Annotated in this window: 17 protein-coding genes; 5 read left to right on the forward strand and 12 right to left on the reverse strand. The window is 72.5% G+C overall.

Annotated elements, in window-relative coordinates; translation table 11 throughout:
- Nucleotides 1-2: 2 nt before the first annotated feature.
- From ACY0MR_RS15045 to ACY0MR_RS15060, 4 genes are all read left to right on the forward strand, one after another.
- Nucleotides 3-902, forward strand: coding sequence for a carbohydrate ABC transporter permease (locus tag ACY0MR_RS15045; RefSeq protein WP_473561152.1), 900 nt, complete (start codon nt 3-5; stop codon nt 900-902).
- Nucleotides 899-1756, forward strand: a complete 858-nt coding sequence (locus ACY0MR_RS15050) for a carbohydrate ABC transporter permease (RefSeq protein WP_392861872.1) — start codon at nt 899-901, stop codon at nt 1754-1756. Before ACY0MR_RS15045 ends, ACY0MR_RS15050 begins: the two co-directional genes overlap by 4 nt.
- Nucleotides 1757-1773: 17 nt before the next feature.
- Complete coding sequence (locus tag ACY0MR_RS15055; protein WP_473561155.1) at nt 1774-2796, forward strand: hydroxyacid dehydrogenase; 1023 nt, start codon at nt 1774-1776, stop codon at nt 2794-2796.
- A gap of 74 nt (nt 2797-2870) precedes the next feature.
- The gene (locus ACY0MR_RS15060) at nt 2871-3569 is read left to right on the forward strand and encodes an ester cyclase (protein WP_473561157.1); all 699 of its coding nucleotides are present in this window, start codon (nt 2871-2873) and stop codon (nt 3567-3569) included.
- 113 nt (nt 3570-3682) lie between these two features.
- On the opposite strand, the gene groL is transcribed toward ACY0MR_RS15060, so the two are convergent.
- From groL to ACY0MR_RS15080, 4 genes are all read right to left on the reverse strand, one after another.
- A complete protein-coding gene (gene groL / locus ACY0MR_RS15065; RefSeq protein ID WP_361852075.1) occupies nt 3683-5311 on the reverse strand; it encodes a chaperonin GroEL in 1629 nt (542 codons plus the stop codon).
- A 131-nt stretch (nt 5312-5442) separates the two neighbouring features.
- Entirely contained in the window at nt 5443-5751 is a 309-nt protein-coding gene (gene groES, locus ACY0MR_RS15070; protein ID WP_017239619.1) for a co-chaperone GroES, read from the reverse strand.
- Between the two features lie 212 nt (nt 5752-5963).
- The gene (locus tag ACY0MR_RS15075) at nt 5964-6164 is read right to left on the reverse strand and encodes a hypothetical protein (RefSeq protein WP_473561160.1); all 201 of its coding nucleotides are present in this window, start codon (nt 6162-6164) and stop codon (nt 5964-5966) included.
- Complete coding sequence (locus tag ACY0MR_RS15080; RefSeq protein ID WP_473561162.1) at nt 6161-7087, reverse strand: polysaccharide deacetylase family protein; 927 nt, start codon at nt 7085-7087, stop codon at nt 6161-6163. The genes ACY0MR_RS15075 and ACY0MR_RS15080 overlap by 4 nt, the downstream gene beginning before the upstream one ends.
- Before the next feature lie 129 nt (nt 7088-7216).
- Between ACY0MR_RS15080 and ACY0MR_RS15085 the strand changes: the two genes are divergently transcribed.
- Complete coding sequence (locus tag ACY0MR_RS15085; protein ID WP_473561164.1) at nt 7217-8407, forward strand: THUMP-like domain-containing protein; 1191 nt, start codon at nt 7217-7219, stop codon at nt 8405-8407.
- A 152-nt stretch (nt 8408-8559) separates the two neighbouring features.
- Here ACY0MR_RS15085 and ACY0MR_RS15090 read toward each other — a convergent pair whose 3' ends face one another.
- From ACY0MR_RS15090 to tsaB, 8 genes are all read right to left on the reverse strand, one after another.
- Nucleotides 8560-9195 (reverse strand): hypothetical protein, encoded by a 636-nt coding sequence (locus tag ACY0MR_RS15090; RefSeq protein ID WP_392861865.1) that lies wholly within the window; start codon nt 9193-9195, stop codon nt 8560-8562.
- A gap of 20 nt (nt 9196-9215) precedes the next feature.
- A complete protein-coding gene (locus ACY0MR_RS15095) occupies nt 9216-10421 on the reverse strand; it encodes an RNA polymerase sigma factor (RefSeq protein WP_473561796.1) in 1206 nt (401 codons plus the stop codon).
- 81 nt (nt 10422-10502) lie between these two features.
- Complete coding sequence (locus ACY0MR_RS15100; protein ID WP_361857727.1) at nt 10503-10868, reverse strand: YciI family protein; 366 nt, start codon at nt 10866-10868, stop codon at nt 10503-10505.
- Nucleotides 10869-10994: 126 nt separating this feature from the next.
- Entirely contained in the window at nt 10995-11837 is an 843-nt protein-coding gene (locus tag ACY0MR_RS15105; RefSeq protein ID WP_388792742.1) for a polysaccharide deacetylase family protein, read from the reverse strand.
- Between the two features lie 146 nt (nt 11838-11983).
- Nucleotides 11984-12238: a hypothetical protein gene (locus tag ACY0MR_RS15110; RefSeq protein WP_148005788.1), complete on the reverse strand. Its 255-nt coding sequence runs from the start codon at nt 12236-12238 to the stop codon at nt 11984-11986.
- The gene (gene tsaD / locus ACY0MR_RS15115) at nt 12235-13338 is read right to left on the reverse strand and encodes a tRNA (adenosine(37)-N6)-threonylcarbamoyltransferase complex transferase subunit TsaD (protein WP_388792738.1); all 1104 of its coding nucleotides are present in this window, start codon (nt 13336-13338) and stop codon (nt 12235-12237) included. Before tsaD ends, ACY0MR_RS15110 begins: the two co-directional genes overlap by 4 nt.
- Nucleotides 13328-13798, reverse strand: a complete 471-nt coding sequence (rimI, locus tag ACY0MR_RS15120) for a ribosomal protein S18-alanine N-acetyltransferase (RefSeq protein WP_361857736.1) — start codon at nt 13796-13798, stop codon at nt 13328-13330. Before rimI ends, tsaD begins: the two co-directional genes overlap by 11 nt.
- A gap of 23 nt (nt 13799-13821) precedes the next feature.
- Nucleotides 13822-14478, reverse strand: coding sequence for a tRNA (adenosine(37)-N6)-threonylcarbamoyltransferase complex dimerization subunit type 1 TsaB (gene tsaB / locus ACY0MR_RS15125; RefSeq protein WP_388792736.1), 657 nt, complete (start codon nt 14476-14478; stop codon nt 13822-13824).
- Between the last annotated feature and the right edge of the window lie 102 nt (nt 14479-14580).

Raw genomic sequence — 14580 nt, forward strand, 5'->3', positions numbered from 1 at the left:
GGATGAAGGCCCGCACCCGCGCCGCCACGATCCTGCTGACGCCCTTCTTCCTGCTGTTCCTCGCGGTGATGGTGGTGCCGATCGGATACGCGGTCTGGCTCAGCCTCTTCACCGAGAAGCAGTCCGGACTGGGCTTCGGCGGCACCGAGACCGTCTTCACCGGCCTCGACAACTACACCGCGGCGCTGGGTGACCGGGCCTTCCGCGAGGGCTTCGGCGTCCTGATCGGCTACTGCCTGCTCTATATCCCGCTGCTGCTCGCCGGAGCCCTCGGCCTCGCCCTCCTGCTCGACTCGGCCCTCGCCCGCGCCCGCCGCTTCTTCCAGCTCGCGCTCTTCCTGCCGCACGCCGTCCCCGGCATCATCGCCGCGCTGATCTGGGTCTACCTGTACACGCCCCAGCTCAGCCCCGTCGTCCAGGCCATGGAGGCCGGCGGCGTCGGCTTCGACTTCTTCTCCCCCGAGGGCGCCCTGCCCTCCGTCGTGAACATCGCGCTGTGGGAGTGGCTCGGCTACAACATGGTCATCTTCTACGCGGCCCTCCAGGCCATCGACCGGTCCGTCCTCGAAGCGGCCACCGTCGACGGGGCCGGAGCCTGGCGCATCGCCTTCTCCGTCAAGATCCCGCTCGTCAAGGCCTCGCTCGCCATGGTCGCCCTCTTCACGATCATCGGCTCCCTCCAGCTCTTCACCGAGCCGCTCATCCTCAACAAGGGCACGGGCTCCGCCGTCACCTCCACCTGGACGCCGAACATGTACGCCTACACCGCGGCCTTCGACCGCAACGACTACGGACTCGCCGCCGCGGCGTCCGTCCTCCTCGCCCTGACGGCGGCCCTGCTGTCGTTCGCGGTGACGCGGACGACCGGCCGCCGCAAGGCGGGGAAGGAGCGCACGGCATGACCGGCCGACCCCGCTCCGGCTCCGTCTGGCTCTCCCGGGCGGCCGTCAACGGCGCCCTCGTCCTCGCCGTCGTCTACATGCTCTTCCCGCTGGTCTGGCTGCTGACCGCCGCCACCAAGGACGCCGGCGGCCTGCTCGCCGGAAACGCCTTCTCCTTCGAGGGCTTCGACCTCGGCGGCAACCTCGAACGGCTCGCCGAGTACAACGACGGCATCTACTTCCACTGGTACGCCAACAGCCTCCTCTACGCCGGACTCGGCGCCCTCGCCTGCTCCTTCGTCAGCGTCGCCGCCGGATACGCCTTCCACGTCTACGACTTCCGCGGCAAGGAGAAGCTCTTCGGGCTCGTCCTCCTGGGCGTCCTCGTCCCCACCACCGCGCTCGCCCTCCCCATGTACCTCCTCGCCAGCGAGATCGGCGTCGTCAACACCTACTGGGCCGTGCTGATCCCCGTCCTCGTCAACCCCTTCGGCGTCTACCTCTCCCGGGTCTTCTGCGCCGGCTACATCCCCGACGAGGCCCTGGAGGCGGCCCGCATCGACGGGGCGGGCGAGCTGCGCGTCTTCTGGTCCATCGGCCTGCGCATGGTGATGCCCGGCTTCGTGACCGTCTTCCTCTTCCAGTTCACCGCCGTCTGGAACAACTTCTTCCTCCCCCTCGTGATGCTCTCGGACCAGCGGCTCTACCCGCTGAGCCTCGGTCTGTACGCGTGGAACAGCAACGCCCACGCCGAACCCGACTTCTACCCCCTCGTCGTCACCGGCTCGCTGCTCGCCGTCCTGCCCCTCGTCGTCGCCTTCGTCTCCCTCCAGCGCCACTGGAAGGCCGGTCTGACGGCCGGCAGCGTCAAGTGAGGAGCCCCGGTACCCCGATGCACCCGACCACCGACCGCCGTCCCGCGCTGCTGCTCGCGATGGGCGAGGGGGTAGCCGAACGCCTCCTCACCGATTCGCACCGCACCCGCCTCGCCGCCCTCACCCGCACCGACCCGCACCTGGTCGCCCACGACCTGACGTCCCGTGACCCCCGGACCTCCGCCGCCCTCGCCGAGGCCGAGGTCCTCCTCACCTGCTGGGGGGCGACCCCCCTGACCCCCGACGTCCTGGACCGCGCACCGCGCCTGCGGGTCGTGGTCCACGCGGCCGGCTCGGTGAAGCACCACATCACCGAGGCCTGCTGGGACCGCGGCCTGCGCGTCACCTCGGCCGCCGCGGCCAACGCGCTGCCGGTCGCCGAGTACACGCTCGCCGCGATCCTCTTCGCCGGGAAGCGGGTCCTCGGCTCCGCCCAGCGGTACGCCGAACTCCGCACCGAGCACGCCTGGCTCGCCGAGTCCGCGGGCTGGGGCAACTACCGCCGCACGGTCGGCATCGTGGGCGCGTCCCGCATCGGCCGCCGGGTGATCGACCTGCTGCGCCCCTTCGACATCGAGATCCTCCTGTACGACCCGTACGTCGACGTCCCGCCCCCGGGCACGGAGCTCGTGGCCGACCTCGACGAGCTGTGCGCCCGGAGCACGGTCGTCTCGGTCCACGCGCCGCAGCTCCCCGCCACCCGCGGCATGATCGGCGCGCGCCAGCTCGCGGCGATGCGCGACGGGACGACCCTGGTCAACACGTCCCGCGGCTCCCTGATCGACGAGCGGGCCCTCCTCCCCCACCTGCTCTCGGGCCGCCTCCACGCGACCCTGGACGTCACGGACCCGGAGCTCCCGCCCCCGGACTCCCCGCTCTACACCCTCCCGAACGTCCTCCTCACCCCGCATGTCGCGGGCTCCCTGGGCAACGAACTGCACCGCATGACGGACCAGGCGCTGGAGGAGGTCGCGCGGTACGTCCGCGGCGAGCCGTTCGCGGAGGAGGTGCGGGCCGCCGACCTCCGGCACTCGGCATAGCCGCGCCGGCTCCCCCTGCCCGCCGCAGGCACCGCACCTAGACTGGAAGGATCCCACCGCGGTCGGGAGGCGCCATGACGTTCGTACAGATCATCGACTGCAAGACGAGTCGGGCGGACGACCTGAACCGGCTCATGGATCAGTGGGTCGAGCAGACCGAGGGGAAACGGACGGCGACCCACAGCATGGTGGGGAAGGACCGGTCGGACGGCTCGCACATCGTGGAGATCGTCGAGTTCCCGTCGTACGACGTGGCGATGCGGAACTCGCAGCTCCCCGAGACCGACCGGATCTTCCGGGAGATGGTGGCGCTCTGCGACGAGATGCCCACCTTCACGGACCTGGACGTGGTCCGGGACGAGGCGATGTACAAGAACAACGCCCGGCGCCTGCTGGAGATGTTCGCCGTGGAGCCGGAACTCGCCCTGCTCGACGAGGTGCTGGCCGAGGGGTACCACGACCACGACCCGACCAACGAGCAGGACGTCATCGGGATGGACGCGGTCCGGCGCGAGGTGGAGATGTGGCGGGGCGGCTTCGACTTCGCCTTCACCGTCGCCGACCAGATCGCCGAGGGCGACCGGGTCTGCACCCGCTGGACCTGGCGGGGCACCCACTCCGGGGACTTCATGGGGCTGCAGCCGTCCGGCATGGAGGTGACCATGTCCGGCACGGTCGTGCACCGCTTCCGGGACGACGGGAAGATCGTCGAGGGCTGGTGGCAGTACGACCTGCTCGGGCTGATGGGACAGCTCGGCGCCGTGGAGGGCTGAGCGCCGCGAGCCGCCGGACGAGGCCCGGCCCCGGAGGACGGGGCCGGGAACGGCCGAGGCCCGGTGCCCCCGCGACGGGGGCACCGGGCCTCGGTGCTCGGTTACGTCACGCGTCAGTGCGAGTGGCCGTGACCGTGGCCGTGACCGTGGTCCGCCGGCTCCTCTTCCTTCTTCTCCACCACGAGGGTCTCGGTGGTGAGGAGGAGGGAGGCGATCGAGGCGGCGTTCTCCAGCGCGGAGCGCGTCACCTTCACCGGGTCGATGACGCCGGCCTTGACCAGGTCGCCGTACTCGCCGGTCGCGGCGTTGAAGCCCTGGCCCTTGTCGAGCTCCGCCACCTTCGAGGTGATGACGTAGCCCTCGAGGCCGGCGTTCTCGGCGATCCAGCGCAGCGGCTCGACGGCGGCGCGGCGGACGACCGCGACACCCGTGGCCTCGTCGCCGGTCTTGTCGAGGTTGCCCTCCAGGACCTTGACGGCGTGGACGAGCGCGGAGCCACCGCCGGAGACGATGCCCTCCTCGACCGCGGCGCGGGTCGCCGAGATGGCGTCCTCAAGGCGGTGCTTCTTCTCCTTGAGCTCCACCTCGGTGGCGGCGCCGACCTTGATCACGCACACGCCGCCGGCCAGCTTCGCGAGGCGCTCCTGGAGCTTCTCGCGGTCCCAGTCGGAGTCCGTGGCCTCGATCTCGGCCTTGATCTGGTTGACGCGGCCCTGGACCTCGGAGGAGTCGCCGCCACCGTCGACGATCGTGGTGTCGTCCTTGGTGATGGTGACGCGGCGGGCGGTGCCGAGCACGTCCAGACCGGCCTGGTCGAGCTTGAGGCCGACCTCCTCGGCGATGACGGTCGCACCGGTGAGGGTGGCGATGTCGCCGAGCATGGCCTTGCGGCGGTCGCCGAAGCCGGGGGCCTTGACGGCCACGGCGTTGAACGTGCCGCGGATCTTGTTCACGACCAGGGTCGACAGGGCCTCGCCCTCGACGTCCTCGGCGATGATCAGGAGCGGCTTGCCGCCACCGGCCTGGATGACCTTCTCCAGGATGGGCAGCAGGTCCTGGATCGAGGAGATCTTGCCCTGGTTGATCAGGATGTACGGGTCGTCGAGGACGGCCTCCATGCGCTCCTGGTCGGTCACCATGTACGGGGACAGGTAGCCCTTGTCGAAGGCCATGCCCTCGGTGAAGTCGAGCTCCAGGCCGAAGGTGTTGGACTCCTCGACGGTGATGACGCCGTCCTTGCCGACCTTGTCCATCGCCTCGGCGATGAGCTCGCCGACCTGCTGGTCCTGCGCGGAGAGCGCGGCGACGGCGGCGATGTCGGACTTGTCCTCGATCGGGCGCGCGGTGGCGAGCAGCTCGTCGGAGACGGCCTTGACCGCGGCGTCGATGCCCTTCTTCAGGGCGGCCGGGGAGGCGCCGGCGGCGACGTTGCGCAGACCCTCGCGGACCAGGGCCTGGGCGAGCACGGTGGCGGTGGTGGTGCCGTCACCCGCGATGTCGTTGGTCTTGGTCGCCACCTCCTTCACCAGCTGGGCGCCGAGGTTCTCGTACGGGTCCTCGATCTCGACCTCGCGGGCGATCGTGACACCGTCGTTGGTGATGGTGGGGGCGCCGAACTTCTTGTCGATGACGACGTTGCGGCCCTTGGGGCCGATCGTCACCTTCACCGTGTCGGCCAGCTTGTTGACGCCGCGCTCAAGGGCGCGACGGGCGTCCTCGTCGAACTTCAGGATCTTCGCCATGGGAGCGGTTCAGCCCTCTCGGAATCGGGGTGGAACGAACCGCGCCCCGGGGCGCCTGGAAGGGGCCTCGGGGCGCAGCTCTGAGCATCTGCTGGGTGCTCGGTACTTCGGTGCTTCGGTACGTCGGTGAATTACTTCTCGACGATCGCGAGCACGTCGCGAGCCGAGAGGACGAGGTACTCCTCGCCGTTGTACTTCACCTCGGTGCCGCCGTACTTGCTGTACAGCACGATGTCGCCGGTCTTGACGTCGAGCGGCAGACGCTCGCCGTTCTCGAAGCGGCCCGGGCCCACGGCCAGGACGACGCCCTCCTGGGGCTTCTCCTTGGCGGTGTCCGGGATGACCAGGCCAGAGGCGGTGGTCTGCTCGGCGTCGAGCGGCTGGACCACGATGCGGTCCTCGAGCGGCTTGATGGCAACCTTGGAGCTGGTGGTCGTCACGATCCGACCTCCCCCTTCGGAGATCTCGGGGTCAACTGTCTGAGGGGGCGACCAGGTGGATCCGTCGTCGCGGGTGCCGGACCTGCCAGTCGCTCAGTTGGCACTCTCCAGTGGTGAGTGCCAGGGCCGAGACTATGACCGCGATTAGCACTCGGTCAAGCGGAGTGCCAATTCATCACCCGTGGCGGTTCCGCCGGGGCGGTCTGCGGGCCTCAGCGGCCCGGTGCTCCCTGCGCCCGCGGCAGCTCCGCCGGGGCCCGGCCGGCCGGCGGCGCGGGCTCGGCGCCGCGGGGGCCGACGCGCTCCACCGCCTTCCGGCCGAGGCGCTCGATCGGGTCCACGGTGGAGGCGCAGCCGGCCAGCCCCAGCACGAGCAGCGCGGCCAGGAGGGCGGGCGCCCGGCGTCGGCTCACACGTAGTCCTCGAGCCGGGCGACCGCGTACCCCTTGGCCGTGATCACGTTCATCACCCGGCGGACCATGTCGGCCATGCTGCCCTTCCAGTCCTCCTTGCCCCGGAAGTGGGTGAGGACGATGTCGCCGGGGTGCAGGTCGCGGTCCCACTCGCGCCACTCCATGTGGTCGGGGAAGGCCTCGGCCGCCCACAGCGGGACGGCCTTGACGCCGCAGGTCTTGGCGGCGCGCAGGGTGTCCTCGTTGTAGTTGCCGTAGGGCGGGCGGAAGAGCGGCGGCCGCTTGCCGAATCGTTTCTCGATGACGTCCTGCATGCCGCAGATCTCGCGCTTCTGCTGCGTGTACGAGAGTCCCGGCAGGTAGCGGTGGTTGAGGGTGTGGTTGTGCAGGGACACCCCGCCCTCCTGCGACGTCTGCATCCGCGCGAAGTAGCCGTAGTCGTCCTTGACGACGTAGTCGCTGAGGAAGGCGCTGTAGGGGATCCGCAGCTCCTTCATCATCCGCAGCAGCTCGGGGTCCTTCTCCGCGCCGTCGTCGATGGTCAGGAAGACGACCCGCTGCTTGGTCGGGACGGTGGTGAAGACGGGCGGCAGGCCCTCGCCGTCCGTCTCGAAGCCCTTGCGGGTGGTGATCACCGGCTTGGTGGCGGGCGGCGCCGGGGCTTCGAGCGGGGGCTTGGCGAGGCCCCACTTCTTCGCGGCGGCCAGCCGGGCGGTGCGCTGGGCGCGGATCTTCTCGACGTACGCGTTGAGCGCGCCGGCCGCCCCCTGCGCCTGGCCCGGCGCCTGCTGGCCGGCGGCGGGGGCGGGTGCGGTGCGTTCCGGCCCCGCGCTGTCGGCGCAGCCGGAGGCGGCGGAGGCGAGGGCTGCGACGACGAGGGCGGCGCCGAGCACCCTGGAGGAACCGTGCACACCATGTGCCATCTTTTATTCCTTTTGTCGTACGAGTCGTATGGCGCCGCATCCTGTCAGCGCGGACGCCCCGCACGGGGTACGACACCGCCGTACGCGCCCCCGGTCCCCCGGCCGGCCCACAGCACCGGAGGGCCCACAATGGGACGGGTGACCGACCTCGCCTCCTTCGCCCCGCTGCTCACCCCCGAGGGGCAGGCCCTCCTCGACGCCCTGCGCGACCACGACCCCGCCCAGGAGCTGGCGGTCGTCTCCCGGCTGCGCCGGGACCACCCGGCCGAGCTGGTCACGGCCGCGGTCGGGCAGGCGCGGCTGCGGCAGCGGGCCGTGGCGAAGTTCGGCGCACCGGACGCGTTCCGGATGTACTTCACGCCGAACGGCGTCGAGCAGTCGACGCGCGCCTCGGTCGGCACGTACCGCGCCGCCCGGATGAAGGCGCTGGGCATCCGGAGCGTCGCCGACCTCTGCTCCGGGATCGGCGGCGACGCCGTCGCGCTGGCGCGCGCCGGGATCTCCGTCCTGGCCGTGGACCGCGACCCGCTGACGGCGGAGGTCGCCCGCGCCAACGCCGAGGCGCTCGGCCTCTCGGACCTCGTCGAGGTCCGCTGCGCGGACGTGGCCGAGATCGACACCACCGGGTACGACGCGGTCTTCGTCGACCCGGCCCGGCGCGGGGGCCGGGGGCGGATCTTCGACCCCGAGGCGTACTCGCCGCCGCTCTCCTGGGCCGTCGGGGCGGCCCGCAGGGCCCCGTACGCGGCGCTCAAGGTGGCCCCGGGCATCCCGCACGAGGCCGTCCCCGAGGAGGCCGAGGCCGAGTGGATCTCGGACGGCGGCGACGTCAAGGAGGCGGTCCTCTGGTTCGGCACCGCGCCCGGCGCCCGGCGCGCCACCCTGCTCCCCTCCGGGGCCGGACTCACCGGCCGCGGCCTCCCCGACCCGGCGGTCCGCCCCGTCGGCCGCTACCTCTACGAGCCGGACGGCGCGGTCATCCGCGCGCACCTGGTCGCCGAGCTGGCGGAGGAGCTGGACGGCGGCCTCGTCGACGAGACGATCGCGTACGTCACGGCGGACGCACTGGTCCCGACGCCGTACGCCGCCGCGTACGAGATCACCGACGAACTGCCCTTCAACCTGAAGCGGCTGAAGGCGCTGCTGAGGGAGCGCGAGGTCGGCACCCTCACGGTGAAGAAGCGCGGCTCGGCCGTCGAGCCCGAGGAGATCCGCCGCAGGGTGAAGCCGAAGGGCCCGAACGCGGCGACCGTCCTGCTGACCCGGGTCGCCGGCGCCCCGACCATGCTGATCGGCCGCCCGGCGGACACCGGCCGCTGACCCGCCCGCCGAGGCCTCCTCCGCGCGCCCGTCGGCGCGCGGCGCTCAGGGCCGTCCGTCGGCCCGCGCTCCTCGGCCCGCGCTCCTCGGCGCGCGGCGGTCACGAGGCCGCCGTGCCCGCCGCGCTCACGAGGCCGCCGCGTTCCCGGAGCTCACGAGGCCGCTGACGGGCCGCGGCCCGTCAGCCGGACCGCGAAGCGGTAGTGGCCGACGGCCTTCACCAGACCCGTCAGACCGGTCACCCAGAAGATCATGGCGACGCCCATGCCGTAGACGACCAGGCCGTAGCCGTCGTGACGGGAGACGCCGGCCGGGACCGCGAAGCCCATCCAGAGTCCGATCCCGGCCATCACGAACGACAGCAGCACCCAGCAGGCCGAGAGGACGGGGGCCCGCAGCCGGGCGTCCGTCGGCCCGTGCCGGTCCAGGGCCGCCCACTGCACGAGGAGTCCGCGGACCGTCCGGTCGCGCCGCAGACCGGCCACCGTCAGCCACACGGCCGGGACCAGGGCGCCGATGCCGAGGACCGCGGTGACGAGCCCGGTCAGCACCATCACCAGGTCGCCGTCGGGCCGTCCGATCGCGATGACCAGGACGCCGACCAGCCCCCAGCCCAGGTGGAGCAGCAGGAACCCGAGCAGGAACATCGCGAGCCGGCCGCCGCCGAGCAGCCGGCGCCCGAGCTCGTCCAGGGCCCGCGCCCGGTCGGCGAGCCGCGCCTCCCGGTCGGGCCAGCTCCGGAGCTCGGCGGGCGGGGGCGGCGGGGGCAACGGGCTTCGCGGGGACATGCCAAAACCCTAAGGGCCCGTCACCTCGGGTCCAACTCCCGCATCTTCCCCCGCAGCAGCGCCCGTTCGCTCTCGTTGCGGGTGAGGTTCGCCGCCCGCTCGAACTCCGCCCGCGCCTCCGCCGTCCGCCCGAGACGGGCCAGCAGGTCGCCGCGGACGCTCGGCAGCAGGTGGTAGCGGGCCAGGTCCGGTTCGGCGGCCAGGGCGTCGACGATCGGCAGGGCCGCCGCGGGCCCCTCGGCCATCGAGACGGCGACCGCGCGGTTCAGCTCGACGACCGGCGAGGGGGTCAGGGCGCCCAGCCTCCCGTACAGCGCGGCGATCGTCACCCAGTCCGTCTCCTCGGACGAGGCGGCCCGGGCGTGCAGGGCGGCGATCGCCGCCTGGAGGGCGTACGGACCGTACGAGCGCCCGTCCCCGGCCCGTTCGAGCGCCGCGTACCCGCGCCGGATCAGGAGCCGGTTCCAGCGCCGCCGGTCCTGGTCGGCGAGCAGGACGGGCCGCCCGTCCGCCCCCGTCCTCGCCGCCGTCCGGGAGGCCTGGAGCTCCAGCAGGGCGACGAGCCCCTGGGCCTCGCCCTCCTCGGGGACGAGCGCGGCGAGGACGCGGGCGAGGCGCAGCGCGTCCTCGCAGAGGCCCGGCCGCAGCAGGTCGTCGCCCGCGGTCGCCGCGTACCCCTCGTTGAAGATCAGGTAGACGACCTCCAGGACGGAGCCGAGCCGGGCCGCCCGGTCCGCGCCGTGGGGCACCTCGAACTCCACGCCCGCCTTCGCGAGCGCCCGCTTGGCGCGGGTGATCCGCGCCGCGACGGTCGCCTCCCGCACCAGGAAGGCACGGGCGATCTCGTCGGTGCGGAGCCCGCCGACGAGCCGCAGGGTGAGGGCGGCGCGGGCCTCGGCCGAGAGCACCGGGTGGCAGGCGGTGAAGATCAGCCGCAGCACGTCGTCGTCGATGTCCCCGGGCTCGGGGGGCTCGGGGTCGTACGTCTCCTCCACGAGGGTCCGGCCCACCTCGGCGAGCTTGCGCGCGTAGGTCTCGCGGCGCCGCACGAGGTCGACGGCCCGGTGCTTGGCCGCGGCCGTCAGCCAGGCTCCCGGGCGCTCCGGCACGCCCGTCCGCGGCCACTGCTCCAGGGCGGCGACGAGCGCGTCCTGGGCGATCTCCTCGGCGATGCCGACGTCGCGGACGATCCGCGCCACGGTGGCGATGATCCGCGCCGACTCCATCCGGAAGACCGTCTCCAGCGTCTCCTCGACCGTCTGTGCCGTCACGCCTCACATGACAGCACAGGACGGCCGCGGAACCGGTCAGCCCTCCGGCATCTCCTCGACCTCGCGGACCTCCAGACCGACCTTCCAGTGCGGCGGGTGCACGGCGAGGAACCGCTTCCCCCACTCGACGGCCTCGGCCATGTCCTTGCACTGCAGCATGGCGTAGCCGCCGACGACCTCCTTGGTCTCGGTGAACGGCCCGTCGGTGAACGACAGCCGCCCGTCCGACCAGGTGATCCGGGTGGACTCGGCGGTCGGCCTCAGCCCGGCGGTGTCGACCATGGCGCCGGCCTTGGTGATCTCCTCGAAGAGGGCGCCCATCCGCTCCTCGAAGCCGGGGTCGGCGCTCTCCATGTCGATGGTGTTCTCCTCGATGCGGACGAGGGACAGGAAGCGGGGCATGACGACTCCTCGATGACGCGGTGGCGGGGCCGTTCCCCGCCTTCCACACATACGTCGAACGGGAACGCGCCGCATCGACGACCCGCGGGATTCTTTTTCCTCGACGCCCCGGACGTCCCGGACTTCCTAGACGTAGTCCTCCAGGCGCGCCACGGTGAAGCCCTGCTCCTGGATGCGGCGCAGCATCGTCGCCGTCATCTCCGTCATCGTCCGGCCCTTGAGCTCGGACGGGCCCCGGAAGTGGGCCAGGACGATGTCGCCGGGGTGCAGCTTCCGGTCGCCCCGCTGGTACTGCATGTTCTTGATCTGCATGGACTCGCGCCACAGCACGATCGCGTCGACGCCGCAGGTGCCGGCCGCCGTCCGCGTGGCCTCGTTCCAGTTGCCGTAGGGCGGGCGGAAGAGGCGGGGGGTCGTGCCGTACCGCTCCGCGAGCCTCTTCTGCTGGCCGCAGATCTCCCGGCGCTGGGCGTCCGGGGAGAGGGTGCGCAGGTTCGGGTGGGTGAGGGTGTGGTTGGCGAGCCCGTGGCCCTGGGCGACGAGCGGGGCGAAGTACCCGTAGTCGGTGCGGACGGCCGCGTCGGTGAGGAACATCGTGACCGGGACCTTGAGGTCCCGCATCATCCGGACGAACGCGGGGTCCTTCTCCGCGCCGTCGTCGATCGTGATGAAGACGATCTTCTCGGTGGTGGGTATCTCGCTGATGACGGGCACCGGGCCGCCCGGCTTCCGGACCACCGGCTTGACCTTCGGCGGGGCGGGCGGGGCGGCGAGGGGCTTGAGGCCCCACTTCCGGTAGGCGGCGGCCGTGCCGCCCGCGGCCTGGGGTGCCTTGTGCCCGGCGGACGGCTCGGCCGCGGGCGGGGTCGTCCCCGCGGGCACGGCGGCCCGGGGCTCCTCCGCCGCGCAGCCGGTCACCAGGAGGGCGGCGGCGGTCAGGGCCGCCCACAGCGCGATCGTCTTCTTCACGCGCTGTGGGATGCCCGAACCGCTCGAAAGGTTGCTCTATTTTCGGTCGGGTGTCGCCCGCCCGGACGTCCGCAAGGATGTCGCCCGGCCTGATGTCCGCCCGGATGTCGCCCGGCCGGACGTCCGGTCAGGCGTCGCCCCGTCGGCTACTCGACCGACTCGAAGCGCCAGCGGTGCACCGGTCGGGTGATCAGCTCCGCGTCCGGCTCCGGCAGCTCGGGCAGTTCGGCGTCGAAGGTCTCCGCCTCCCACCAGGTGAGGACGAGGACCCGGTCCTGCGGGGCCCGGAGGACCTCCCGGCGGACCGGCTCACGGGCCAGGACCCGCGCCCGGGCCCACTCCAGGAGCTCGGCGCCCCGGCCCTGCGCCGCCCGCGCCTCCCACATGAGGGTGAGCCTCATGAGTACAGGTTCTCCTTGCTGACCTCGTGCACGTGGTCGTGGGAGTGGCCGTGCGCGCCCGGCACGTGCGGGTCCGTCACCGGCAGCGACGAGTCCGCCGACAGCTCCAGGTCGGAGGCGGGCCGGTTGCGGGAGACCATCTCGGAGCCCAGGGCCGCGACCATCGCGCCGTTGTCCGTGCACAGTCCGGGCCGGGGCACCCGGAGCCGGATCCCGGCCCGCTCGCAGCGCTCCTGGGCCAGGGCCCGGAGCCGCGAGTTGGCGGCGACGCCGCCGCCGATCATCAGGTGGTCGACGCCCTCGTCCTTGCAGGCCCGGACGGCCTTGCGGGTGAGGACGTCCACGACCGCCTCCTGGAAGGACGCGGCGACGTCCCGCACCGGCACCTCCTCGCCGGCCGCCCGCTTGGCCTCGATCCAGCGGGCCACGGCGGTCTTGAGGCCGGAGAAGGAGAAGTCGTACGCCGGGTCCCGCGAGCCGCTCAGACCGCGCGGGAACGCGATCGCGGCCGGGTCGCCCTCCTTGGCGAGCCGGTCGATGACCGGGCCGCCGGGGAAGCCGAGGTCGAGGACGCGGGCGATCTTGTCGAAGGCCTCGCCCGCCGCGTCGTCGATGGTGGCGCCCATCGGGCGCACGTCGGAGGTGATGTCGGAGGAGAGCAGCAGCGAGGAGTGCCCTCCGGAGACGAGGAGGGCCATCGTCGGCTCCGGCAGCCTCCCGTGCTCCAGCTGGTCGACGCAGATGTGCGAGGCGAGGTGGTTGACGCCGTAGAGCGGCTTGCCGAGGGCGTACGCGTAGGCCTTGGCCGCCGACACGCCGACGAGCAGCGCGCCCGCGAGGCCGGGGCCGGCCGTGACGGCGATGCCGTCGAGGTCCTTCGCGGAGATCCCGGCCGTCTTCAGGGCGCGCTCGATCGTCGGGACCATCGCCTCCAGGTGGGCGCGGGAGGCGATCTCGGGCACGACCCCGCCGAAGCGGGCGTGGGTGTCGACGCTGGACGCGACGGCGTCCGCGAGGAGCGTGGTCCCGTGGACGATGCCGACGCCGGTCTCGTCGCAGGAGGTCTCGATGCCGAGTACGAGCGGTTCGTCAGCAGCCATCAGAATCAGTCTCAGTTCCTTGAACGGTCAGTCGCATCACGAGCGCGTCGACGTTCCCGGGCTGGTAGTAGCCGCGCCGGAAACCGATGGGCTCGAAGCCGAAGCGCTCGTAGAGCTTCTGGGCCCGGGTGTTGTCCACGCGCACTTCGAGGAGCACCTCTTCGCACTCGAAGGCGGTGGCGTGGTGGAGCAGGTCGGCGAGGAGCCGGGCGCCGAGTCCCGTGCCCCACTGGTCGCGGGCGACGGCGATGGTCTGGACGTCGCCGAGCCCTCCGGCCGCGGCGAGTCCGGCGTACCCGACGATCCCGCCGTCCGCGGTCTCCGCCACGAGGTAGCGGCGGGTGGCCCGCGGCCCGCGCGCGTGCGCGAGCTCGGACCAGAACATCCCCGCCGACCAGGCGTCCTCGGGGAACAGCTCGTCCTCCAGGGCCAGCACCGGTGCGATGTCCCACCAGCGCATCTCGCGCAGTTCCACGGCGCCGGTCACTGGGGAGTGACCACCTTGTAGTTCTTCGGCACCTGCGCGTCGGGCCGGCGCAGGTACATCGGCAGCGGGTCGAGGAAGCCGCCGTCGCCGGACGCGAGCCGTTCCGCGGCGAGCGCGGCGAGCGCGGCCGCCGACTGGTGCTCGGGGTCGCGGGCGTCGGGGAAGGCCTCGGGGTAGAGGCGGGCGCCCGCGCCGACGACGGGGAGCCCGGCGAGCCGCTCGGCGATCTCGGCGGGCCGGTCGACGGCCGCGTCCGTCACGCGCGTACGGGAGTCGTCGTACCGCGCCCAGTAGACCTCCTTGCGGCGCGCGTCCGTGGCGACGGCGAAGGGCTCGTCGATCCCGGAGGCGTACGCGAGGCCGTCGAGGGTGCACAGGCCGTGCACCGGCACGCCGAGCGCGGAGGAGAAGGTCGCGGCCGTGACGAGTCCGACCCGCAGACCGGTGTACGGGCCGGGGCCGACGCCGACGACGATCCCGGTGACCGCGTCGAGCTTGAGCCCGGCCTCCTTGAGGACCCGGTCGACGGCGGGGAGCAGCAGCTCCCCGTGGCGGCGGGCGTCGACCTGCTGCGACGAGGCGACGACGGCCTCGCCGTCGTGGAGGGCGACGGTGACGGCGGGGGTGGCGGTATCCATGGCGAGCAACAGCACGCGAACAGCCTACGGCTCCCGGGCACGCTGCCCCGCCCCTCGCTCGCCCTGCTGCTACCGTCACCCTTCGATACGTTCGTACGAGAGGTGGGCACGGTGGCA

The organism is Streptomyces sp. JN8, assembly GCF_055808075.1.

Bases quoted from the DNA above. Each gene is read 5' to 3' on its own strand.
- ACY0MR_RS15045 (WP_473561152.1), top strand. From the start codon at position 3: ATGAAGGCCCGCACCCGCGCCGCCACGATCCTGCTGACGCCCTTCTTC.
- ACY0MR_RS15050 (WP_392861872.1), top strand. From the start codon at position 899: ATGACCGGCCGACCCCGCTCCGGCTCCGTCTGGCTCTCCCGGGCGGCC.
- ACY0MR_RS15055 (WP_473561155.1), top strand. From the start codon at position 1,774: ATGCACCCGACCACCGACCGCCGTCCCGCGCTGCTGCTCGCGATGGGC.
- ACY0MR_RS15060 (WP_473561157.1), top strand. From the start codon at position 2,871: ATGACGTTCGTACAGATCATCGACTGCAAGACGAGTCGGGCGGACGAC.
- groL (WP_361852075.1), bottom strand. From the start codon at position 5,311: ATGGCGAAGATCCTGAAGTTCGACGAGGACGCCCGTCGCGCCCTTGAG.
- ACY0MR_RS15080 (WP_473561162.1), bottom strand. From the start codon at position 7,087: ATGGCACATGGTGTGCACGGTTCCTCCAGGGTGCTCGGCGCCGCCCTC.
- ACY0MR_RS15085 (WP_473561164.1), top strand. From the start codon at position 7,217: ATGGGACGGGTGACCGACCTCGCCTCCTTCGCCCCGCTGCTCACCCCC.
- ACY0MR_RS15090 (WP_392861865.1), bottom strand. From the start codon at position 9,195: ATGTCCCCGCGAAGCCCGTTGCCCCCGCCGCCCCCGCCCGCCGAGCTC.
- ACY0MR_RS15095 (WP_473561796.1), bottom strand. From the start codon at position 10,421: ATGGAGTCGGCGCGGATCATCGCCACCGTGGCGCGGATCGTCCGCGAC.
- ACY0MR_RS15100 (WP_361857727.1), bottom strand. From the start codon at position 10,868: ATGCCCCGCTTCCTGTCCCTCGTCCGCATCGAGGAGAACACCATCGAC.
- ACY0MR_RS15110 (WP_148005788.1), bottom strand. From the start codon at position 12,238: ATGAGGCTCACCCTCATGTGGGAGGCGCGGGCGGCGCAGGGCCGGGGC.
- tsaD (WP_388792738.1), bottom strand. From the start codon at position 13,338: ATGGCTGCTGACGAACCGCTCGTACTCGGCATCGAGACCTCCTGCGAC.
- rimI (WP_361857736.1), bottom strand. From the start codon at position 13,798: ATGCGCTGGTGGGACATCGCACCGGTGCTGGCCCTGGAGGACGAGCTG.